Raw genomic sequence first — 19,954 nt, forward strand, 5'->3', positions numbered from 1 at the left:
CGGACATCGTCATGGGGGAGGGATGTCCCATCCCTCCCGTCCATCGTCAATCGAGGCGCGCTCAATCTTTGCCCACCGACATGAGCAGGCGCTCGGTCTTGGCATCCTCGATCCGGTTGACCATGCGGCGGCCCTCATGGACGTCGCGGATGGTCTTGGTGGCGGTGATGCAGGACTGGACCAGCATGATCGTGCCCATAGCAAGGTAGCCCTTGATCCAGATGTCCATGGGCATGAACAGGATGCCGAGCCCGACCATCGCCGCCGAGCCGATGAAGGAGGCGTAGGTGAAGGTGACCCAGGCACCGGAATGCTGAGTGGTCTCGTTGTTGATGGTCATGATCGTGATCCTCGATGTGAGAGAGTTGAGCTGAATGGATTTTCTTCGAGTCATTGAAGATCGGCATGAATGTCGATCGAAGTGACGTCGGTGATTCTAGCGATCGATCCCCACCCCGCCTCATGCTGAGGTGGCGGGTGGGAGAATGATGCTCGCGGCGACTTGGCCTGATGTCGTAGGGCCGCGTCACATGGGCTTTCACGCAGCGCGCGCCTCGACCTTGCGCCGCAGACAGTCGAGTACGGCACCGCCGCTCGGGCGGGTGCTCGAGCCGAAGCCTTCGCGCTCGAGCCGTTCGGCGATGGAGAGACCGGGCTCGGTCTCGGCGAGCGCCGCCTCCGTGTCGGCGGCCTCGGTCTGGAGGGCACGCAATCGGCTCAATGTCGCCTCAGCCTCCTTCAACGTCGCCCGCTCGCTCGGGTTGGCCTGAACGCCGAGTCGTCGGGCCGCCTCCGCGGCGGCGGCGATGCGGCGTCCGCGCTCCAGCTCGCTCTGCCGGCGCGTGGCGTCGGCGACGACGGAGCGGATGCGGGCGACTTCGCGGGCGAATCTCGAGCGCGCCTCGCCGATGGCATCGCGTTCGGCTTCGAGCTCCGCAATGGCCTCCGCCGCCTCGGTGGCCAGCTCTTCGCGTCCCGCCGCCAACGCCGCCAGGGCACGCTCTTCGAGATCCGCCGCGCGGGCCTCCACCTCGGCGAAACGCCGCTCTTCCGCCTTGTCACCGGCGACAGCGGCAGCAAGGGCCTGCCGGCTGCGCTCCAGCGAGACCCGCGTCTCACGGATCTGCTGATCGAGGATGAGCAGGGCGTGGCGATCGATGACCTCTTCCTCGGCCCGGGCGGCCGCGCCGCGGGCGAGGAGCCGAAACAGTTTAAGCATGGTGTGCCTCCGGCGTTTGAACGCTGTTCACACTCATGCTGTCGCCGATATATGCACGCCGTTCAAGTGCTGAACTGCACACCGTTCAAAGCGTGGGTTACGGGATCGAGCCGATCTGCCTGAGTCCCTCGCCGAGGATCATCGCCGCCGCCACGGCGATGTTGAGCGAGCGCATACTCTCACGGATGGGAATGACGATCCTGGCATCGGCCGCCTCGTGGACGGAAGCGGGGACGCCCGCCGATTCCCGGCCCAGCAGGATGCAATCGCCGGGGAGGAAGGCGAAGGCGGTGTAGGGCAGGGCGCCGGCGGTGGTGGCGAGGACGAGCCTTGTCGCGGTCTCGGCCCGCCACTGCGAGAAGGCGGCCCAGGAGCGATGCCTCGTGATCGCCACATGGTCGAGATAATCGAGGCCCGATCGGCGCAGGTGACGGTCCGAAACGTCGAACCCCGCCGGCTCGATGATGTCGACGGCGACGTCGAGGCACGCCGCCATCCGCAGGATCGTCCCCGTATTCTGGGGAATGTCGGGCTGGTAGAGGGCGAGACGGAGCATCGGACCGGGCAGCTGCATTGCGTCTGCGGCATCGCCTCACGGTTGGCGGTCCGTCAAGGCCGACTACCTGAGACAGACCTCCAACACCGGACCAGACCATGTTTCTCGATTGGCTCGAGCGCCGCATCGATCCGTTCGCGTCCTTCGAAGACGGGCGGATGCCGCCGAAGACGGTGACGGGCTTTGCCGCCTTCTACCTAAAGCCGATGCGTGTCGCCCTGGTGCTGCTCTTCCTCGTGGCCATCGCGGCCGGAACGGTGGAAGCGTCGCTCTACCTGCTCATGGGCTGGTTCATCGATCTTCTGAACACGGCCGACCGTGCGACGGTGCTGCAGGAGCACGGCTTCAAGATCGGTCTCGCGGCGATCCTGCTTCTCGTGGTGCGCCCCTTCACGGTCTGGCTGCACGAGGTGATGTCGAACCAGCTTCTCGTGCCGCAGGCGACCAACCAGGTCCGCTGGCGCACGCATCTCTACACCCTCGGCCACTCGCTCTCGTATTTCCAGGCGGATTTCGCCGGCCGGCTCGCCAACCGGGTCGTTCAGGTCGGCCCGGCCGTGCGCGAACTGGCCGTCGTCTTCATCGATACGCTGCTCTACGTGGCGATCTACGCCGTCACGGCGGTGGGCCTGTTCGGCTCCATCTCCCTCTGGATGGCCCTGCCCGTGGTGGTCTGGGTCGCCGCCTATTCAGCGCTGACCTGGTGGTTCGTGCCCCGCGCCCGCGCCCGCTCCCTCGTCACGGCCGATACGCGCTCCCTCCTGATCGGTCGTATCGTCGACAGCTACACCAACATCCTCACCGTGAAGCTCTTTGCCCGCGACCGCGAGGAGCGTGCCGCCGTCCGCGATGCCATCGACGTGCATACGGTCGCCCATCTCCACCAGTTCCGGCTCGTCACGACGACCACGACGCTGCTCGGCCTCCTCAACAGCGCGCTCATCGTCGCCACTGCCACGGCCTGCTTCGTCCTGTGGCGGCGGGGCGGCATGACCACCGGCGAGGCGGCGGCGGGCTTGGCCCTCATCCTCCGCCTAATGGCGATGTCCGGTTGGGTGATGCAGACGGTGCGCGGCATCTTCGAGAATGTCGGTGTGATCCAAGAGAGCATGCAGACGATCTCGCGCCCGCACGGGATCGTCGACCGGCCCGACGCCCGCACCCTCGCCGTCGGCGGCGGCGACATCCGCTTCGACCGGGTCGGGTTCCGCTACGGCGACGGCACGCCTGCCGTGATCGAGGATTTCGACCTGCATATCCGCCCAGGCGAGAAGGTCGGGCTGGTGGGCGTCAGCGGCGCTGGCAAGACGACCCTGACGGCTCTCCTGCTACGCCTGCACGACATCCAGAGCGGGCGAATCCTCATCGACGGTCAGGACATCGCCGGGGTCACGCAGGAATCCCTGCGCGGGGCCATCGCCATGGTCACCCAGGACACCTCGCTCCTGCATCGCTCAATCCGGGACAACATCGCCTACGGCCGGCCGGACGCGTCCATGGAGGAGATCCGGCGGGCGGCGCAGCTGGCCGAAGCCGATGCGTTCATCGCCGGCCTCGTCGACCACAAGGGCCGCACCGGCTACAACGCCCAGGTGGGCGAACGTGGCGTCAAGCTCTCCGGCGGCCAGCGTCAGCGCGTCGCCATCGCCCGCGTCATCCTGAAGAACGCGCCGATCCTGATCCTCGACGAGGCCACCTCGGCCCTGGACAGTCAGGTCGAGGCGGCAATCCAGGACAGTCTCGACACGCTCATGCAGGGCAAGACCGTGCTCGCCATCGCCCATCGGCTCTCCACCATCGCCGCCCTCGACAGGCTGATCGTGATCGATGCCGGCCGCATCGTGGAGGAGGGGACGCATGCGGACCTGATCCGCAGCGGCGGCCTCTATGCGCGCCTCTGGGAGCGTCAGTCGGGCGGCTTCCTCGGCGACGTCTCCCCGACCCGCTACGAGGATGCGGCGGAATGATCGCCCTCGATCTCACGGCCGGGGCAGCTGAGCGGCGGCGGCCCTCGCGCGGTCCGTGGCTCACTGAGCTGCGGGCGACGCTGGTGCTCGCCGCTCCGCTGATCCTCACCAACCTCGCGCAGCACGGCCTCGTCACCGCCGACGTGGTTCTGCTCGGGCAGCTCGGCGCGGAGCCGCTTGCGGCCGGCGCCCTGGCGACGAGCCTCTACTTCATCTTGTTCATTTGCGGGATCGGCCTCGCCTCGGCGGTCTCTCCCCTGATCGCGGGCGCGGTGGGCCGCGGCGATTCCGCCGATCACGACGTGCGCCGCATCGTGGGGGCCGGCCTCTGGGCCGTCACCATCGCGGTCCTCCCGGTGATGCTGGCGCTCTGGCACACCGAGCCCCTTCTGCTGGCCATGGGGCAGCAACAGAAGCTCGCCGAGGATGCCGGGCTCTACATGCGGGCCTTGCAATGGTCGATGTGGCCGGCCCTCGCCTTCATGGCCCTGCGCGCCAGCCTCTCCGCCCTGGAGCGGCCCGGCTGGCCACTGGCCATCAGCCTCGCGGCGCTGCCGGTGAATGTCGGGCTGGCGATCTGGCTCGCCTTCGAGGGGCCGGGGCTGCTCGGCCTCGGTCTAGTCGGCGTCGGGCTTGCCACCACGCTCGCCGCGTTTCTCTCCCTGGCCGCCCTTATCGGCGTGATGATGCTCGCGCCGTCTCTCCGGCGGCGGCGGCTCTTCTTCGGAGTCTGGCGCCCCAATGCCGGGCGCCTCGCGACCATGTTCCGCCTCGGCCTGCCCATGGCGGCGACGGGTCTGGCCGAGGCGAGCCTGTTCGAGGCCGCCGTCCTCGGCATGGGTCTGTTCGGAACGGCGCCGCTTGCGGCCCATGCCGTGACGATCCAGATCGCCGCGATCTGCTTCATGGTGCCCAACGGTATCGGTCAGGCGGCCACGGTAAGAGTCGGGCGCGCCTTCGGGGCGGGAGACCGCACGGCCATGCGCCGGGCCGGCACCATCGCGATCCTCCTCGGCTTCGGCTTCATGAGCGCGTGCGCCCTCGCGCAGGTGACGCTGCCACGTTCACTCATCGGCCTCTTCCTCGACCTCGACGCTCCCGGCAATGCCGAGGTGATTCCCTATGCGATCACCTTCATTGGCTTTGCGGCACTCTTCGCCATGGCGGACGGCATCCAGTCGGTGGCGCTCGGCGCCCTGCGGGGAATGCAGGACACCCGCATTCCCATGGGCATCGCCCTGTTCGGCTACTGGATCGTCGGTATTCCGGCCGGCATCCTTGCGGCCTGGGGTCTCGGCTTCGGCGGTTCGGGGATCTGGATGGGGTTCTGCGCCGGTCTGGCGGTGGTCGCCGTGATGCTGGTGCGGCGCTGGCTGTCCCTCAGTGGCAACGTCATTGTGCGCCCGTGACGAATGCCGTTTGCCGTCACGGGCCTACTCTGGACAAATTCGCATCTGGCGTGCCAGACAACCGTGCCTCAGAAGGCTCGTCTCGGGTGACGCCCGGTCGCATTGCACCGCCCGGTGCAATCGTGTCTGCGTCAGCGCTGCGTGCTTCTTTCGAGCGCCTCTAATTGTCGGCGAACGGAAGCGGCGCGTCCTCGATCTGCGGGCGGCCCGAGCCGGCGCCATCCTGACCGGAGTGTCCATCTTGGCGAACACCCCTCCCACATCAGGTCCCGACGGCTCCCGCCGCGACTTCCTGTTCCTGGCGACCGGTGCGGGCCTCGCCGTGGGTGCCGGTGCGTTGGCCTGGCCCTTCGTAGCGTCGATGGCGCCCGATGCGGAAGTGATCGCCGCCGGTGCCCCCCTCGAAGTGGATCTCACGCCGATCCAGGAGGGCCAGATCGTCAACGTGTTCTGGCGCGGCAAGCTGATCTTCGTACGGAACCGTTCCGAGAAGGAGATCAAGGAATCGGAGGATGTGAAGCTCAGCGAGCTCATGGACCCTCAGCCCGATTCCGCCCGGGTTAAGGAAGGCCACGCCAAGTGGCTCGTGGTCTACGGCAACTGCACCCATCTCGGCTGCGTCCCGATCGGGCATCAGGGCCAGTACGAAGGCTGGTCCTGCCCCTGCCACGGCTCGCTCTACGACACCTCCGGCCGCGTGCGCCGTGGACCGGCGCCGACCAACCTGCCGGTTCCCCCCTACGCGTTCCTGAACGACACCAAGATCCGGATCGGCGAAGACGGCGGCAAGGCCGTCGCCTGATCTCGGGACCATCGCCCACGGGCGGTGAGGGAGGGGGTCCGGCGCGCAACGGCACGCGACGGATCAGAGCGAAACAGACTTCGAAGCGGGTAACCACATGAGCGGTCACGCCACCTACGTCCCCAAGAGTCGGATCGCCAAGTGGTTCGAATCGCGGCTGCCCATCGTCGGGCTGGTCCATTCGTCGTTCATCGCCTTCCCGGTCCCGCGGAACCTCAACTATTTCTGGACCTTCGGCGCCATCCTTATGGCGATGCTGATGTCGCAGATCGTCACCGGCATCTGGCTGGCGATGCATTACGACCCTTCCGCCGGCAACGCCTTCAACTCCGTCGAGCACATCATGCGCGACGTGAATTACGGCTGGCTGCTGCGCTACATGCACGCCAACGGCGCCTCGATGTTCTTCGTCGCGGTCTACGTCCACATCTTCCGCGCGCTCTATTACGGCTCGTACAAGGCCCCGCGCGAGGTGCTCTACATCCTGGGCGTCATCATCTACCTCCTGATGATGGCCACCGCTTTCCTCGGCTACACCCTGCCGTGGGGCCAGATGAGCTTCTGGGGCGCCACCGTCATCACCAACATCCTGGCCGCGATCCCGATCGTCGGCGACACGATCCAGAGCCTACTCTGGGGCGGCTATTCCGTCGGCAACCCGACGATCAACCGCTTCTTCTCGCTGCACTACCTGCTGCCCTTCATGATCCTCGGCGTCGTGGTGCTCCACGTCTGGGCGCTGCACGTCACCGGCCAGAACAACCCCACCGGCATCCCGATCAAGAGCGGCAAGGACGCGGTGCCGTTCACGCCCTACGCGACGATCAAGGACGTGTTCGCCGTCGTCGTGTTCTTCGTGTTCTTCGCCTACTGGATCTTCTACCAGCCGAACTACCTCGGGCACGCGGACAATTACGTCCCCGCCAACGCCTCGGTGACACCCGCCCACATCGTGCCGGAATGGTACTTCCTGCCCTTCTACGCGATCCTGCGCGCGGTGCCGGACAAGCTCGGCGGCGTCATCCTGATGTTCAGCGCCGTCATCATCCTGGCCTTCGCGCCATGGCTCGATACGTCGCGGGTCCGCTCGGCGAACTACCGCCCGATCTACCGTCAGTTCTTCTGGCTGTTCGTGGCCGTCTGCGTGATACTCGGATGGCTTGGCGCCAAGCCGCCGGAAGGCGGCTACGTTCTCGCCTCGCGGATCTGCACTGCCTACTACTTCGCGCATTTCCTCATCGTGATGCCGCTGGTGGGGCTGTTCGAGACACCGAAAGCCATGCCGGGATCGATCCTGGAGAGCGTGACCGGACCGCATCCGCAATATGGCGGTTCGGGCATGCCAGCCGGTGCGGCCGCCGCGCCATCGTCGAAGGGTTGAGGTGCGGATCGTGAACAGCATGAACACCTCGCGCATCCTCGCCGCCACCCTCGTCGCGATCCTTCTCGGCTTGGCTTCGGCCGGCGCCGAGGACGGTCACGCCACGCCGAACCCGCCCCGCGAAAAGTGGAGCTTTGCCGGCGTCTTCGGCAAGTTCGACGAGGCCCAACTCCAGCGCGGCTTCCAGGTCTATCGCGAGGTCTGCTCCAACTGCCACAGCATGAGCCTGGTGAAGTTCCGCAACCTCGCCGAGAAGGGCGGGCCGGGCTTCACGGCGGGTCAGGTCAAGGCCCTTTCGGCCGAGTACAAGATCAAGGACGGCCCCAACGATTCCGGCGACATGTTCGAGCGGCCCGGCCGCCCGGCCGACGCCTTCCCGTCGCCCTTCCCGAACGAGAAGGCCGCCGCCGCTGCCAATGGCGGCAAGGCCCCGCCCGACTTTTCGGTCCTGGCGAAAGCCCGCACTTACGAGCGCGGCTTCCCGTACTTCATCTTCGATGCGATGCCCTTCATCGGCTATTCGGAGCAGGGCGTGGACTACATCCACGCACTCCTGAACGGCTACGAGGACGCTCCGAAGGGAATGGATGTCCCGGCGGGCACGAACTACAACAAGTATTATCCCGGCCATCTCATCGCGATGGCCAAGCCCCTGAGCGACGGCCAAGTGACCTACGCCAAGGGCGCCGACGGCAACCCCGTCGTTCCCGAGACGGCGGAGCAATACTCGCACGACGTGGCGGCGTTCATGTCCTGGGCGGCCGAGCCGCACATGGAGGCACGCAAGGCCCTGGGCTTCCGTGTGATCCTGTTCCTGATCATCCTGTCGGGCCTCCTCTACTATGTGAAGAAGAAGGTCTGGGCGGATGTGGGCGGCGAGGCTCACGGTCTGCAGCCGGAGCTTCACAAGACGAGCTGAGCGCCTTAAAGGCGGATCACGAGGAACGGGCTCGCTGTCGCGGGCCCGTTTTCGTTTCCACCATGACGGCGCGCCCGACGCGCCATCGCGACGACGACAGGAGATTCGGCATGACCGCAGCAGTGCTCGGCGTGATGGGCGGATCCGGTGTCTACGATCTACCGGGCCTCGAAGACGTCCGCGAGGAGGCGATCGGTTCCCCCTGGGGAGAGCCCTCCGACTCGCTGCGGATCGGCCGGATCGGCGCGACCAAGGTCGTGTTCCTGGCCCGCCACGGACGCGGCCACCGGCTCTCTCCCTCCGGCATCAACTACCGCGCCAATATCGACGTGATGAAGCGGGCCGGCGTCACCGACCTCGTCTCGATCTCGGCCTGCGGTTCGTTCAGGAGCGAGCTTCATCCCGGCCTGTTCGTCCTCGTCGACCAGTTCGTCGATCGCACCCACGGCCGGGACTCCTCGTTCTTCGGCAATGGCTGCGTCGCCCATGTGCCCTTCGCCCATCCCGTCGGGCCGGCCCTCCAGGCGCGCATTGCCGCGGCCGCTGCGGCAGAGAACCTGCCGATCCATCGGGGCGGGACCTATGTCTGCATGGAAGGCCCGCAATTCTCGTCCTTTGCCGAATCGCGCACGTACAAGGGCCTCGGCTACGACGTGATCGGCATGACCAACATGCCCGAGGCCAAACTCGCCCGCGAAGCGGAGATCACCTTCGCTACCATCGCCATGGTGACGGATTTCGATTGTTGGCACCCGGGCCATGCCGATGTGGACGTGGCCTCCGTCGTCGCCGTCGCCCGCGCCAATGCGGACAAGGCGGCCCGCCTCGTGTCGCGGATCGCCCGCGATTTCCCGGCGGAGCGGGAGGAGTGTCCCGCCGGCTCGCATCGTGCCCTCGACGGCGCGATCATGACGGCTCCGTCCCACCGCGATCCCGAATTGCTGGCCAAGCTCGATGCGGTGGCAGGCCGGGTCCTCTCCGCCTGACCACGCAGGCATTCGATGGCAAGGCCTTCCCACGGGAAGGCATTTGCCTCTAGAGCGTTGATCCCGATATCTCATCCGGATCGATGATCCGGTGTACGCGTCCGGCATCGAGCCGTGACGTTGCATCGATCGTCCACGCCGATGCTTCAGACGACGGCCCTTCACGTGACGGTCAAACCATGAGCGATCCCTCGACGATGCGTTCCGCGAGCATCAGCCGCCGCACGGCGGAGACCGACGTCAGCGTGTCCATTGGCCTCGATGGGACCGGCAAGGCGGCGATTTCGACGGGAGTCGGATTCTTCGACCATATGCTGGAGCTCTTCGCCCGGCACGGGCTGTTCGACGTGGAGGCCAGGGTCACCGGCGACCTCCATGTGGATCACCACCACACCGTCGAGGATACTGGCATCGCCCTCGGCCAGGCCTTTGCCCAGGCACTGGGCGACAAGCGGGGCATCGCGCGCTACGCCGACATCCACCTGCCCATGGACGAAGCGCTGACACGGGTCTCCATCGACATTTCGGGACGACCGTTCCTTGTCTTCCGCACTGCGTTCAAGGCGGAGAAGATCGGGCAGTTCGACACTGAACTGGTGCGCGAGTGGTTCCAGGCCTTCGCCATGAATGCCGGGATCACCCTGCACGTGGAGACCTTGTACGGCGACAATGCTCACCATATCGCGGAGAGCTGCTTCAAGGGCTTGGCCCGCGCCTTGCGGACAGCCGTTGCGGTCGATCCGCGCGAGGATGGTCGCATCCCCTCGACGAAGGGTTCTCTCTAGGGCTTTCACGGGCGGGAAGAGGCGGACACACGCATGCGCACCTACACGTTCCATCTCCCGTCGGATGCCATCGCGGGCGAGGCCCACGGCCTCGAGACTGCCATCCTCGTCCCCGACGGTTTCTCGCTCCGGGCCTTCGTCTTCGGTCCGCTCTGGTTCTTCTTTCACCGGCTCTGGCTGGCGGGGCTCGGCGTGCTGGCCCTGCTGGTGGCAGCCGGGTTCGCCGGCCGGTTCCTGGGTCTCAGCACCGTCTCGGGCTTCCTCATCACGGTCCTGCTCCTCCTCCTGGTGGGGATGGAGGCGTCCAGCTTGCGCCGCTGGACCTATGCCAGGCGTGGCCGCCCCGCCCGTGACGCCGTCGTCGCCGATTCTGCGGAGGACGCCGAAATCAAGGCGGTGAACCGCTGGCTGGCCGCGCCCGCGGTGATCCGGCCGGGTCCGAGCGCTTATTCGACGGCCACGGTGCGTCCGAGCGAGACCGCCATCGGCATGTTTCCCTTCGCCGAGCCCCGTCGTTCGTGATGTCCGAAACCGTTGCGATCATCGATTATGGGTCGGGCAACCTGCACTCGGCGGCGAAGGCCTTCGAGCGCGCGGGGCGGGAAGCCGGCTTGAGCACGACCCGCATCGTCGTCACCAGCGACCCCGAAGTCGTGGCCTCCGCCGACCGCGTGGTGCTCCCCGGTGTCGGCGCCTATGCCGATTGCCGCAGGGGCCTCGATTCGGTCGACGGCATGGTGGAGGCGATGACGCATGCGGCGCATGAGCGAGGGCGCCCGTTCCTCGGCATCTGCGTCGGGATGCAGCTCCTCGCCAGCAGGGGCCTCGAATACGAGACCACCCCGGGGCTCGGCTGGATCGCTGGCGATGTTCGCCCGATCCGCCCGTCCGACCCCGACCTGAAGATCCCGCATATGGGTTGGAATACCCTCCGACCCGAGCGCCCGCATGCGCTCCTCGACGGCATCCCCACGGGGGAGGATGGGCTGCACGCCTATTTCGTCCACAGCTACGCCCTCGATCCGGTCAACCGGACGGATGTCGTCGCCGAGAGCGAGTATGGCGGCCCGGTCACCGCCCTCGTGGCGCGCGACAACGTCGCCGGGACCCAGTTTCACCCTGAGAAGAGTCAGCATCTCGGTCTGGCACTGCTCGCGAACTTCCTGCGTTGGCGCCCGTAACTGGCCCATCGGCTCATCGACATTTAGAAAGCGACATCCACCGTGATCCTGTTTCCGGCGATCGATCTCAAGGAAGGGCGTTGCGTTCGCCTCGTCCAGGGAGACATGGCGCAAGCCATCGTCTTCAGTGACGATCCTGCCGCGCAGGCGAGCGTGTTCGAGGAGCAGGGCTTCTCCTGGCTTCACGTGGTCGATCTCGACGGCGCTTTTGCCGGCGCGCCGATGAACGCCTCCGCCGTGGATGCCATTCTCGACCGCACGAATCTTCCGGTTCAGCTCGGCGGCGGCATCCGCGAGATGCGCACCGTCGAGGCCTGGATCGAGAAGGGCGTGAGCCGGGTCATCATCGGCACGGCCGCCGTGCGTGATCCGGCCTTCGTGCGCGAGGCGGCGCGCCTCTACCCCGGCAAGATCGCCGTCGGTGTCGATGCCAAGGACGGTCGCGTGGCGGTGGAAGGTTGGGCGAAGACCTCGAGCACGACGGCCGAGGAACTCGGACGTCGGTTCGAGGATGCCGGCGTGGCCGCGATCATCTACACCGACATTGCCCGCGACGGCATCCTCAAGGGGCTCAACATCGAGATGACCCTCGCCCTCGCGCAGGCGGTAACGATACCCGTGATCGCTTCGGGCGGGTTGGCGTCGATCGATGACGTCCATCGTCTGCTGGAACCCGATTGCGCCATGCTGGCCGGCGCCATCACCGGTCGGGCGCTCTATGACGGCCGCATCGACCCGCGCGAGGCCCTCGCCGCCATCGCCCGAAAGACGGCCGCGTAGGCTTTCGTCGTTCCACCGTCGCGATCGACATGAAAAAAGCCGCGCGTCCCATGGGGCGCGCGGCTTTTTCGTTTCCCGCGAATGGCGGCGCTAGAGGCCGCTCTTGTCAGAGGCCGTTCTTGGCGCCGGGCACGATGCTCGTGCCCGAGCCGCTGCCGAACGGCTCGTACTTGGTGAGACCGCGGAACAGCTGGCCGAGGAAGGCGCGATCCGCGCCGCTGGTCGGTGTGGTGCGCTCGATGAAGTCGAACACTTTGCCGTCCTGCAGACCGTAGAGGGCGATGCGCTCCACCTTGAAGGCGGCGTTGAAATAGACGGTGGTGACCTTCTGGTCCTCCACGCGCTCACCGAGGAACAGCACCGTGCGGCGCGAGTTCTGGGTGATGTAATACCAGGTCTTGTTGCCGACGGTGGAGACCGTGGACGGGGAGCCGAGGATCTGGAGGACCTGCTCCGCGCTCATGCCCGGCTTCACCGTGGCGAGGGCGGCCTGATCGATCTGGTATCCGTGGCGGAGGTCTTCACCGATGCAGCCGGAGATTCCCACACCGACGAGGCCGATGACGGCGAGGCGGCTGATCGACGAGACGAAACGGCGCGACATCAGCCACCCTTGATCCGTAGAGACAACACGACGCGTGAGCGTCATAGCCGGCGCCGATCCCCACCTGTACGATCCAGTGGAGCTTGCGCCCTGGCTGCCGGTTGCCGTACCGCGAGGTTATGGTTTTGACAAGGCAAGCTCGGCCACACCCCTCTCGCCTCCGGTGGACGGCATGATCGCGCGATTCTTCAAGCGCGGCTCCGCCCGTGCCAGCGTCGTCGAGGCGCTGCATCTGCGGATCAACGAGGCCTCGCGGGTGCCGGCCCTCTATACCCATCTCGGCGTGCCCGACACCGTGGAGGGCCGTTTCGAGTGCCTGACGCTCCATGTCATCCTGGTCCTGCGGCGGATGAACCAGTTGCCGCAGCCCGCGGCGGACATCGCCCAGGATCTGGTCAACGCGGTCTTCCTGCAGCTCGATTCCTCCCTGCGCGAACTCGGCGTCGGGGATTTTGGCGTGCCCAAGCGCATGAAGAAGCTGGGAGCGGCTTTCTACGGTCGCGCGGCGGGTTATGACGGCGCCCTGGATGCCCGGGACGAGGACGGCCTCAAGGCCGCCCTGGCGCGCAACGTCATCGGCACCGAAACGCCCGAGGCGGGAGCCGGCCTCGCCCGCTACGTGCTGAGAAGCGTCGACCTCCTCGATGGACGCGACCTCGATCAGCTCATATCGCAGGGGCCGGGCTTCCCATCGCCGCTGAACCTCAACCAATCGGGAGACATCTGACATGACGGCAAAGTCGACGGCCGGGCCCCTGTCGCGGCCATTCCGGGTCGACCGCCTGCCCAGGGACAGGGCCGGAATCGTCATCAAGGCGACACCGGAGGAAGAGGCGGCGCTGGCCGCGGATTTCCGCATCCCGGCCGTCCGCGACCTCGTGGGCCGGCTGCAATGGAGCGGGACCTCCGAGCACCTCGTCATCACCGGCACGGTCACGGCCGTCGTCACGCAGATCTGCACGATCAGTCTCGAGCCGTTCGAGGCGGACGTCTCCGAACCCGTCGAGATCGTGTTCAGCGATCGCGAGCCGGAGAAGGATGCCGGCGACGAGGAGGCCGATATCCCCGATCCGATCGTCAACGGCACGATCGACCTCGGACAGGTCACCGCCGAATTTCTGGCGCTCGGTCTCGACCCCTATCCGCGCAAGCCCGGCATCGCCTTCGAGCCGGTCGCCGAGGAGCGGGAATCGCCGCTGGCCATCCTCAAGTCATTGAAGCACGGCGACGTTTGAATCCCGGCCCCGGGCAACGGATTTGCGGGATGACGGAGCCGGGGTCGAAGCAGGAATTCCGGAAAAGCTGAGATTTCGTTTGCCCGCCGGGCTCGAACCGCTATTTTCCGCCGCGCCGAGGAGGGACCCGCCCATGCGGGTCCAGGCCTCTCGTCCATCCCTTCTCGCCGAAGGGCGTCCCGTCGATCCTTCGCTCGGCCCTTCGCCAAGAGGGGTTTGTCCATCCTGAAAGAGGCCTCCGGCCGAACCTCATGTCCCAAAGAGTGTGCATCTCGCTCGACGCCATGGGCGGCGATCACGGTCCCACGACCGTGGTGCCGGGCGCCGCCATCGCGCGCGAGCGCCATCCCGAGATGACGTTCCTGATGTTCGGGGACGAGGCCATCCTCGCCCCGCTGGTGGCGGCCGAGCCGCGTCTGAAGGGCGCCGTGGAGATTCGCCATACCACCGTGGCGATCTCCATGGACGAGAAGCCGAGCCAGGCCGTGCGCTCGGGACGCGGAAAGTCCTCGATGTGGCGGGCGATCCAGGCGGTCAAGGACGGTGAGGCCGACGCGGCCGTCTCGGCCGGCAATACCGGCGCGCTCATGGCCATGTCGAAGATCTGCCTGAAGACCCTGGCCGGCATCGAGCGCCCGGCCATCGCGTGCCTCTGGCCGACCGTGCGCGGCGAGAGCGTCGTCCTCGATGTGGGGGCCACCATCGGCACCGACGCGGAGCATCTGGTGGAGATGGCGCTCATGGGCGCCGCCATGGCCCGGATCGTGTTCGATCTGGATAAGCCGACGGTGGGCCTGCTCAATGTCGGGACCGAGGAGATGAAGGGCAACGAGGCGGTGAAGGAAGCCGCCCGGCGCCTGCGCGAAAGCGATCTGCCGAATCTGACCTATCACGGCTTCGTCGAGGGCAACGACCTCGGCAAGGGCACCGTCGACGTGGTGGTCACCGAGGGCTTCACCGGCAACATCGCCCTGAAGACGGCGGAAGGCACCGCCAAGCAGATTGCCAGCTACCTGCGCGCGGCCATGAGCCGGACCCTTTCGGCCAAGATCGGCTACTTTTTCGCCCGGCAGGCCTTCAAGGCTCTGCGCGACAAGATGAATCCCAGCCGGGCCAATGGCGGCGTGTTCCTCGGCCTCGAGGGTATCGTCATCAAGAGCCATGGCTCGGAAGACGCTCATGGCTTCGCGGCCGCCGTCGATCTCGCGCACGACATGGCGCGGCACGACCTGATGCGGACCATTCGCGACATGCTCGAACTCACGCCCGTTGCCGCCTCCGCATGAGGTGGTCGATGCCGGATCGGATCTGACATGGCGGTTACACGCTCCGTAGTGGTGGGAACGGGCTCGGCCCTGCCGGCACGTCTCGTGACGAACGACGAGTTGACGAAGACCGTCGACACGTCCGACGAGTGGATCGTGCAGCGCACGGGCATCCGGCAGCGCTATCTCGCGGGTGCCGGCGAGACCACGTCGACCTTAGGGATCGCGGCCGCCAAGGCTGCCCTGAACGATGCAGGGCTGGGGCCGGAGGATATCGACCTCGTCCTCTGCGCCACCTCGACGCCGGACCATACGTTCCCATCGGTGGCGACCCAGATCCAGGCGGGGCTGGGCATCCGCTCCGGCTTCGCCTTCGACATCCAGGCTGTCTGCGCGGGCTTCGTTTACGGGGTCTCCACGGCCGACAAATTCATCGCGAGCGGAAGCGTGCGGCGCGCGTTGGTCGTCGGCGCCGAGACTTTCTCGCGCATCCTCGACTGGGAAGACCGCACCACCTGCGTCCTGTTCGGCGACGGTGCAGGGGCGATTGTGCTCGAAGCCCAGGACGGGGAGGGGACGAGCGACGATCGCGGCGTGCTTACCAGCCACCTGCGCTCCGACGGACGGCACCGCGAGAAGCTCTATGTCGATGGCGGGCCCGGCTCCACCGGCACCACCGGTCATTTGCGGATGGAGGGCAAGGAGGTCTTCCGCTTCGCGGTGGGCTCGGTGACGGATGTGATCGCCGACGCTTTCGCGGCCACGGGGACGAGCGCCGACGATCTGACATGGTTCGTGCCGCATCAGGCGAACCGCCGCATCATTGAGGCCTCCGCCGACAAGCTCGGTATCGACCGGAGCAAGGTCGTGCTCACCGTCGATCGGCACGGCAATACCTCGGCGGCATCCATTCCCCTCGCTCTCGATGCGGCCCGCAAGGACGGACGCATCAAGCGCCGCGACCTCGTCATGATCGAGGCCATCGGCGGCGGTTTCACCTGGGGTGCCGCACTGATCCGCTGGTGAGACGAGCCCGGGGCCGAGCACACTGCCCGGGCTGGACCATCAAGTCCGGTTGACCTGCGGCCTAACGCAGATTAGCGTGTCCGATCATAGAGATACGTCAGAAAATACGATTCGTTGGGGAATGACGCATGGCAGGGAAGACGGTCACACGCGCCGATCTGAGCGAGGCCGTCTATCAGCAGGTCGGCTTGTCGCGGACGGAATCCGCAGCCCTGGTCGAAACCGTGCTGTCGGAGATCTGCACCTGCCTCGCCTCGGGTGAAACGGTGAAGCTGTCGTCGTTCGGGTCCTTCGTCGTTCGCGGCAAGGGCCGGCGCGTGGGCCGTAATCCTAAGACCGGCGTCGAAGTGGCCATCGAGCCGCGCCAGGTCATGGTGTTCAAGCCGTCCAACGTGCTCAAGTCCCGGATCAACGGCGTCAACGGTGTCGCGGAACAGGACGACGATTGAGGTTTTCCATGTCGCTGGCAGCCAAGGTTTCTGCCGATAAGGCGCGGGGCGGGGATGGCTCGTTCGAGAGGAGCATGCCCGGCTCTGTGGACAACCGCGACGCGGTGGAGAAACACCCGGGCGCATTTCGCACGATCAGCGAAGTGGCCGACGAGCTCGACGTGCCGCAGCACGTTCTCCGGTTCTGGGAGACGAAATTCGTCCAGGTCAGGCCCGTTAAGCGCGCGGGTGGTCGGCGCTACTACCGGCCGGAAGACGTCGACCTGATCAAAGGCATCCGGCGCCTGCTCCACGAACAGGGCTACACCATTCGTGGGGCTCAGCGCGTCCTGAAGGAGAACGGAATCCGCTTCGTCCAGTCGGTGGGGCGCGGCGAGGCCGAAGTGGCGGCCCCAACCCAACGGGATCTGGAGACCGGGGAATACGAGGCCGATGAAGAGGCCGTTTCCCCCGCGGCGAGTGACGAGGACCCTCTAGACGCCGACCGGCTGGCCCTGCAGGCCGTCCTCGACGATCTCCATGCCTGCCGCGACGCGTTGCGGACCCTCAGCGACCCGTCGGATCTCGTAATCCGCTCCTGACCCGGCTATCCGGGCCTAAGGTGATCGCGCGGATTGGGATTCGAAGGAAACGCTGCGATCCCCTCGACGGCGGGCTCCGCCCTTCCCACATGCAGCGGGCCACGGCGGTCACACACACGTCAGCCCATAAGGTCGCCAGGCATCACCGGAGACCGCCCGATGTACGCCGCCAAATCGAATGCCTTTCTTGCCGCCAGCCTGTTGATCGGCCTCGCCAGCGTCCCGGCCATGGCCCAGGACACGGCGACCCGCACCGAGACCGCGGCCCCAGGAAAGAGCGTCCGCATCCTCATCGCCTCGAACCTGAAAGACGATTGCAAGCCGGGCTCGATGCCGGAGATCCGCATCAGCACCTCACCCAAGAACGGCTCGCTCATCACCAAGACCGGCAGCGTCACGACGCCTGCGAGCCACAAATGTCCCAACAAGAAGACCGCCGCCACGGGCGTCTTCTACCAAAGCAAGGACGGCTTCACCGGCACGGACGAGGTCGTGGTCGAGGTCAAGAAGGCCGACGGAAAGACCAGCACCCAGACCATCACCATCACCGTCGGCGGCTCGGCCCTGAAGGGTGGGGACGATACGAAGAAGGGCGCCACGGACCTATGATCCGTCCCTGAGCCCCTCCGACATCACGGGCCCGGCGGCTGCGATACTCTCCGCCGGGTGCCGTACTGTGGCAAGCTTCCCACGCTCGATTGCTGTCGCGACCGCACTGCGACAAAACTGGGCCTGTCAGTTGCATCCGAGCCGAGACAGGATGAAGCTGTGTCAGTCGTGAAGGGATCGGGATGCCAATGCCATCGACGAACGACCTGTTTCAGAGCTTTGCCCGCGGCTATGAGGCCCGCCGCGATACGGAAATGAGCTTGTCCGAGTTCATGGAGGCGTGCCGGGACGAGCCCCTCATGTATGCCACCGCGGCCGAGCGTATCCTCGACGCGATCGGCAAACCGGAATTCGTGGACACCGCGAAGGACGCCCGTCTCGGCCGGGTGTTCATGAACCGGACGATCCGGGTCTATCCTGCCTTTTCCGAGTTCTACGGCATGGAAGAGACGATCGAGCGGATCGTCTCGTTCTTCCGCCACGCGGCGCAGGGGTTGGAGGAGCGCAAGCAGATCCTCTACCTCCTCGGCCCCGTCGGCGGCGGCAAGTCGTCCCTCGCCGAACGCCTGAAGGCCCTGATGGAGGTCCACCCCATCTACGTCCTGAAGGCCGGCAACGAAGTCTCTCCGGTCTTCGAGAGCCCGCTCGGATTGTTCGACCCCGAGGTGATGGGCGCCGAGATCCAGGAGCGCTACGGCATTCCGCGCCGTCGCCTTACCGGCCTGATGAGCCCCTGGGCCCTGAAGCGCCTCGACGAGTTCAACGGCGACATCTCGCAGTTCAAGGTGATCAAGGTTCGGCCCTCGCGCCTGCGTCAGATCGGCATCGCCAAGACTGAGCCGGGAGACGAGAACAACCAGGACATCTCGTCCCTCGTCGGCAAGGTCGACATCCGCCGTCTCGAGACCCTGTCCCAGGCGGACCCGGATGCCTATTCCTATTCCGGCGGCCTGAACCGGGCGAACCAGGGCGTTCTCGAATTCGTCGAGATGTTCAAGGCGCCGATCAAGATGCTCCACCCCCTGCTCACGGCGACGCAGGAGGGCAATTACGTTGGCACCGAAAATATCGGCGCGATCCCGTTCACCGGCATCATCCTGGCGCACTCGAACGAATCCGAGTGGCAGACCTTCAAGACCAACAAGAACAACGAAGCCTTCATCGACCGTATCTACGTCATCAAGGTGCCCTACTGCCTGCGGGTGACGGAAGAGCAACGGATCTACGAGAAGCTGGTCTCGGGCTCCGAACTGGCGGAGGCCGCCTGCGCACCCGGCACGCTGGAAATGCTGGCCCGGTTCTCGGTGCTCTCCCGCCTGCGCGAGCACGCCAATTCGAACGCCTTCTCGAAGATGCGCGTCTATGACGGCGAGTCCCTGCGCGAGGTCGATCCCCGCGCCCGGTCGATGCAGGAATACAAGGACGCGGCTGGTGTCGACGAGGGGATGGACGGCATCTCCACCCGCTTCGCCTTCAAGGTGATGGCGGCGACGTTCAACCATGACACGACGGAAGTCTCGGCCGACCCCGTCCATCTCATGTACACCCTCGAACAGTCCCTGCGGCGCGAGCAGCTGCCTCCGGAGACTGAGAAGCGCTATCTCGAGTTCATCAAGACCGAACTCGCGCCGCGCTATGCCGAGTTCATCGGGCACGAGATCCAGAAGGCCTATCTCGAATCCTACCACGATTACGGCCAGAACCTGTTCGACCGATACATCGACTACGCCGATGCATGGATCGAGGATCAGGACTTCAAGGATTCCGAGACCGGGCAGCTGCTGAACCGGGAGCTTCTCAACCAGGAACTCACCAAGATCGAGAAGCCGGCGGGCATCGCCAACCCGAAGGATTTCCGCAACGAGGTCGTGAAGTTCGCCCTCCGCTCTCGGGCTCAACATGGCGGGCGCAACCCGTCATGGACGTCCTACGAGAAACTGCGCGAGGTGATCGAGCGGCGGATGTTCAGCCAGGTGGAGGAACTGCTTCCTGTCATCTCCTTTGGTTCCAAGAAAGACGGCGAGACGGAGAAGAAGCACGGTGAGTTCGTCGATCGCATGATCGCACGGGGCTATACCGAGCGGCAGGTTCGCCGTCTGGTGGAATGGTACATGAGGGTGAAGCAGGCGGGTTAGGACGGCGACACGTCCGGTCGCGGGCAAGGGCCGGCGGGCATCGCGGTGCCTGCCGGACACGACCG

At 66.1% G+C, this 19,954-nt stretch carries 22 protein-coding genes; 18 read left to right on the plus strand and 4 right to left on the minus strand.

Features of this window, described 5'->3' with window-relative positions; translation table 11 throughout:
• Positions 1 to 61: 61 nt before the first annotated feature.
• From FPV16_RS03095 to FPV16_RS03105, 3 genes are all read right to left on the minus strand, one after another.
• Positions 62 to 340, minus strand: coding sequence for a YiaA/YiaB family inner membrane protein (locus FPV16_RS03095; RefSeq protein ID WP_056255675.1), 279 nt, complete (start codon positions 338 to 340; stop codon positions 62 to 64).
• Between the two features lie 198 nt (positions 341 to 538).
• Positions 539 to 1,219 carry a PspA/IM30 family protein gene (locus FPV16_RS03100; protein WP_227436017.1) on the minus strand — a complete coding sequence of 227 codons (681 nt, stop codon included), beginning with the start codon at positions 1,217 to 1,219 and terminating at the stop codon, positions 539 to 541.
• A gap of 97 nt (positions 1,220 to 1,316) precedes the next feature.
• On the minus strand, positions 1,317 to 1,775 hold the full coding sequence (locus FPV16_RS03105) for a tRNA (cytidine(34)-2'-O)-methyltransferase (protein WP_227436223.1): 459 nt from the start codon (positions 1,773 to 1,775) through the stop codon (positions 1,317 to 1,319).
• Positions 1,776 to 1,873: 98 nt separating this feature from the next.
• Here FPV16_RS03105 and FPV16_RS03110 point away from each other — a divergent pair, with 98 nt between their 5' ends.
• From FPV16_RS03110 to hisA, 10 genes are all read left to right on the plus strand, one after another.
• Complete coding sequence (locus FPV16_RS03110; RefSeq protein ID WP_227436018.1) at positions 1,874 to 3,742, plus strand: ABC transporter ATP-binding protein; 1,869 nt, start codon at positions 1,874 to 1,876, stop codon at positions 3,740 to 3,742.
• Positions 3,739 to 5,151 (plus strand): MATE family efflux transporter, encoded by a 1,413-nt coding sequence (locus FPV16_RS03115; RefSeq protein ID WP_227436020.1) that lies wholly within the window; start codon positions 3,739 to 3,741, stop codon positions 5,149 to 5,151. The genes FPV16_RS03110 and FPV16_RS03115 overlap by 4 nt, the downstream gene beginning before the upstream one ends.
• A 241-nt stretch (positions 5,152 to 5,392) precedes the next feature.
• Entirely contained in the window at positions 5,393 to 5,953 is a 561-nt protein-coding gene (gene petA / locus FPV16_RS03120) for a ubiquinol-cytochrome c reductase iron-sulfur subunit (RefSeq protein WP_227436023.1), read from the plus strand.
• Between the two features lie 97 nt (positions 5,954 to 6,050).
• On the plus strand, positions 6,051 to 7,334 hold the full coding sequence (locus tag FPV16_RS03125; RefSeq protein WP_018042314.1) for a cytochrome b: 1,284 nt from the start codon (positions 6,051 to 6,053) through the stop codon (positions 7,332 to 7,334).
• A gap of 19 nt (positions 7,335 to 7,353) precedes the next feature.
• Entirely contained in the window at positions 7,354 to 8,253 is a 900-nt protein-coding gene (locus FPV16_RS03130; protein WP_227436025.1) for a cytochrome c1, read from the plus strand.
• A gap of 110 nt (positions 8,254 to 8,363) precedes the next feature.
• On the plus strand, positions 8,364 to 9,239 hold the full coding sequence (locus FPV16_RS03135) for an S-methyl-5'-thioadenosine phosphorylase (RefSeq protein ID WP_227436027.1): 876 nt from the start codon (positions 8,364 to 8,366) through the stop codon (positions 9,237 to 9,239).
• 197 nt (positions 9,240 to 9,436) lie between these two features.
• On the plus strand, positions 9,437 to 10,024 hold the full coding sequence (gene hisB / locus FPV16_RS03140) for an imidazoleglycerol-phosphate dehydratase HisB (RefSeq protein WP_227436029.1): 588 nt from the start codon (positions 9,437 to 9,439) through the stop codon (positions 10,022 to 10,024).
• 33 nt (positions 10,025 to 10,057) lie between these two features.
• Positions 10,058 to 10,546, plus strand: a complete 489-nt coding sequence (locus tag FPV16_RS03145) for a DUF2628 domain-containing protein (RefSeq protein ID WP_227436031.1) — start codon at positions 10,058 to 10,060, stop codon at positions 10,544 to 10,546.
• Positions 10,546 to 11,205 (plus strand): imidazole glycerol phosphate synthase subunit HisH, encoded by a 660-nt coding sequence (hisH, locus tag FPV16_RS03150; protein ID WP_227436032.1) that lies wholly within the window; start codon positions 10,546 to 10,548, stop codon positions 11,203 to 11,205. The genes FPV16_RS03145 and hisH overlap by 1 nt, the downstream gene beginning before the upstream one ends.
• Before the next feature lie 42 nt (positions 11,206 to 11,247).
• On the plus strand, positions 11,248 to 11,985 hold the full coding sequence (gene hisA, locus FPV16_RS03155; protein WP_227436033.1) for a 1-(5-phosphoribosyl)-5-[(5-phosphoribosylamino)methylideneamino]imidazole-4-carboxamide isomerase: 738 nt from the start codon (positions 11,248 to 11,250) through the stop codon (positions 11,983 to 11,985).
• Between the two features lie 106 nt (positions 11,986 to 12,091).
• On the opposite strand, the gene FPV16_RS03160 is transcribed toward hisA, so the two are convergent.
• Positions 12,092 to 12,589, minus strand: coding sequence for an outer membrane protein assembly factor BamE (locus FPV16_RS03160; RefSeq protein WP_227436034.1), 498 nt, complete (start codon positions 12,587 to 12,589; stop codon positions 12,092 to 12,094).
• Positions 12,590 to 12,761: 172 nt separating this feature from the next.
• Here FPV16_RS03160 and FPV16_RS03165 point away from each other — a divergent pair, with 172 nt between their 5' ends.
• From FPV16_RS03165 to FPV16_RS03200, 8 genes are all read left to right on the plus strand, one after another.
• Positions 12,762 to 13,316, plus strand: coding sequence for a ubiquinol-cytochrome C chaperone family protein (locus FPV16_RS03165; RefSeq protein ID WP_227436035.1), 555 nt, complete (start codon positions 12,762 to 12,764; stop codon positions 13,314 to 13,316).
• 1 nt (position 13,317) lies between these two features.
• Complete coding sequence (locus tag FPV16_RS03170) at positions 13,318 to 13,824, plus strand: YceD family protein (RefSeq protein WP_227436036.1); 507 nt, start codon at positions 13,318 to 13,320, stop codon at positions 13,822 to 13,824.
• Between the two features lie 251 nt (positions 13,825 to 14,075).
• A complete protein-coding gene (gene plsX / locus FPV16_RS03175; RefSeq protein ID WP_227436037.1) occupies positions 14,076 to 15,110 on the plus strand; it encodes a phosphate acyltransferase PlsX in 1,035 nt (344 codons plus the stop codon).
• 27 nt (positions 15,111 to 15,137) lie between these two features.
• On the plus strand, positions 15,138 to 16,115 hold the full coding sequence (locus tag FPV16_RS03180; protein ID WP_227436038.1) for a beta-ketoacyl-ACP synthase III: 978 nt from the start codon (positions 15,138 to 15,140) through the stop codon (positions 16,113 to 16,115).
• Between the two features lie 128 nt (positions 16,116 to 16,243).
• A complete protein-coding gene (locus tag FPV16_RS03185) occupies positions 16,244 to 16,564 on the plus strand; it encodes an integration host factor subunit alpha (protein WP_018042326.1) in 321 nt (106 codons plus the stop codon).
• 74 nt (positions 16,565 to 16,638) lie between these two features.
• Positions 16,639 to 17,145 carry a MerR family transcriptional regulator gene (locus FPV16_RS03190; protein WP_227436039.1) on the plus strand — a complete coding sequence of 169 codons (507 nt, stop codon included), beginning with the start codon at positions 16,639 to 16,641 and terminating at the stop codon, positions 17,143 to 17,145.
• 159 nt (positions 17,146 to 17,304) lie between these two features.
• Complete coding sequence (locus FPV16_RS03195) at positions 17,305 to 17,754, plus strand: 4-aminobutyrate aminotransferase (protein WP_227436040.1); 450 nt, start codon at positions 17,305 to 17,307, stop codon at positions 17,752 to 17,754.
• A gap of 182 nt (positions 17,755 to 17,936) precedes the next feature.
• Positions 17,937 to 19,889: a PrkA family serine protein kinase gene (locus tag FPV16_RS03200; RefSeq protein WP_027172568.1), complete on the plus strand. Its 1,953-nt coding sequence runs from the start codon at positions 17,937 to 17,939 to the stop codon at positions 19,887 to 19,889.
• The last annotated feature ends 65 nt before the right edge of the window (positions 19,890 to 19,954 follow it).

It is taken from the genome of Methylobacterium sp. W2, from assembly GCF_020662345.1.
Lineage (GTDB): Bacteria > Pseudomonadota > Alphaproteobacteria > Rhizobiales > Beijerinckiaceae > Methylobacterium.

Excerpts from the sequence above, each read along its gene's own strand:
- FPV16_RS03195 (WP_227436040.1), top strand. The coding sequence starts at position 17,305 with ATGTACGCCGCCAAATCGAATGCCTTTCTTGCCGCCAGCCTGTTGATC.
- FPV16_RS03170 (WP_227436036.1), top strand. The coding sequence starts at position 13,318 with ATGACGGCAAAGTCGACGGCCGGGCCCCTGTCGCGGCCATTCCGGGTC.
- FPV16_RS03095 (WP_056255675.1), bottom strand. The coding sequence starts at position 340 with ATGACCATCAACAACGAGACCACTCAGCATTCCGGTGCCTGGGTCACC.
- FPV16_RS03110 (WP_227436018.1), top strand. The coding sequence starts at position 1,874 with ATGTTTCTCGATTGGCTCGAGCGCCGCATCGATCCGTTCGCGTCCTTC.
- FPV16_RS03200 (WP_027172568.1), top strand. The coding sequence starts at position 17,937 with ATGCCAATGCCATCGACGAACGACCTGTTTCAGAGCTTTGCCCGCGGC.
- FPV16_RS03130 (WP_227436025.1), top strand. The coding sequence starts at position 7,354 with ATGAACACCTCGCGCATCCTCGCCGCCACCCTCGTCGCGATCCTTCTC.
- FPV16_RS03100 (WP_227436017.1), bottom strand. The coding sequence starts at position 1,219 with ATGCTTAAACTGTTTCGGCTCCTCGCCCGCGGCGCGGCCGCCCGGGCC.
- FPV16_RS03180 (WP_227436038.1), top strand. The coding sequence starts at position 15,138 with ATGGCGGTTACACGCTCCGTAGTGGTGGGAACGGGCTCGGCCCTGCCG.
- plsX (WP_227436037.1), top strand. The coding sequence starts at position 14,076 with ATGTCCCAAAGAGTGTGCATCTCGCTCGACGCCATGGGCGGCGATCAC.
- FPV16_RS03165 (WP_227436035.1), top strand. The coding sequence starts at position 12,762 with ATGATCGCGCGATTCTTCAAGCGCGGCTCCGCCCGTGCCAGCGTCGTC.
- FPV16_RS03160 (WP_227436034.1), bottom strand. The coding sequence starts at position 12,589 with ATGTCGCGCCGTTTCGTCTCGTCGATCAGCCGCCTCGCCGTCATCGGC.
- FPV16_RS03125 (WP_018042314.1), top strand. The coding sequence starts at position 6,051 with ATGAGCGGTCACGCCACCTACGTCCCCAAGAGTCGGATCGCCAAGTGG.
- FPV16_RS03105 (WP_227436223.1), bottom strand. The coding sequence starts at position 1,775 with ATGCTCCGTCTCGCCCTCTACCAGCCCGACATTCCCCAGAATACGGGG.
- FPV16_RS03185 (WP_018042326.1), top strand. The coding sequence starts at position 16,244 with ATGGCAGGGAAGACGGTCACACGCGCCGATCTGAGCGAGGCCGTCTAT.
- hisH (WP_227436032.1), top strand. The coding sequence starts at position 10,546 with ATGTCCGAAACCGTTGCGATCATCGATTATGGGTCGGGCAACCTGCAC.
- FPV16_RS03115 (WP_227436020.1), top strand. The coding sequence starts at position 3,739 with ATGATCGCCCTCGATCTCACGGCCGGGGCAGCTGAGCGGCGGCGGCCC.
- hisB (WP_227436029.1), top strand. The coding sequence starts at position 9,437 with ATGCGTTCCGCGAGCATCAGCCGCCGCACGGCGGAGACCGACGTCAGC.
- FPV16_RS03135 (WP_227436027.1), top strand. The coding sequence starts at position 8,364 with ATGACCGCAGCAGTGCTCGGCGTGATGGGCGGATCCGGTGTCTACGAT.
- FPV16_RS03190 (WP_227436039.1), top strand. The coding sequence starts at position 16,639 with ATGCCCGGCTCTGTGGACAACCGCGACGCGGTGGAGAAACACCCGGGC.
- FPV16_RS03145 (WP_227436031.1), top strand. The coding sequence starts at position 10,058 with ATGCGCACCTACACGTTCCATCTCCCGTCGGATGCCATCGCGGGCGAG.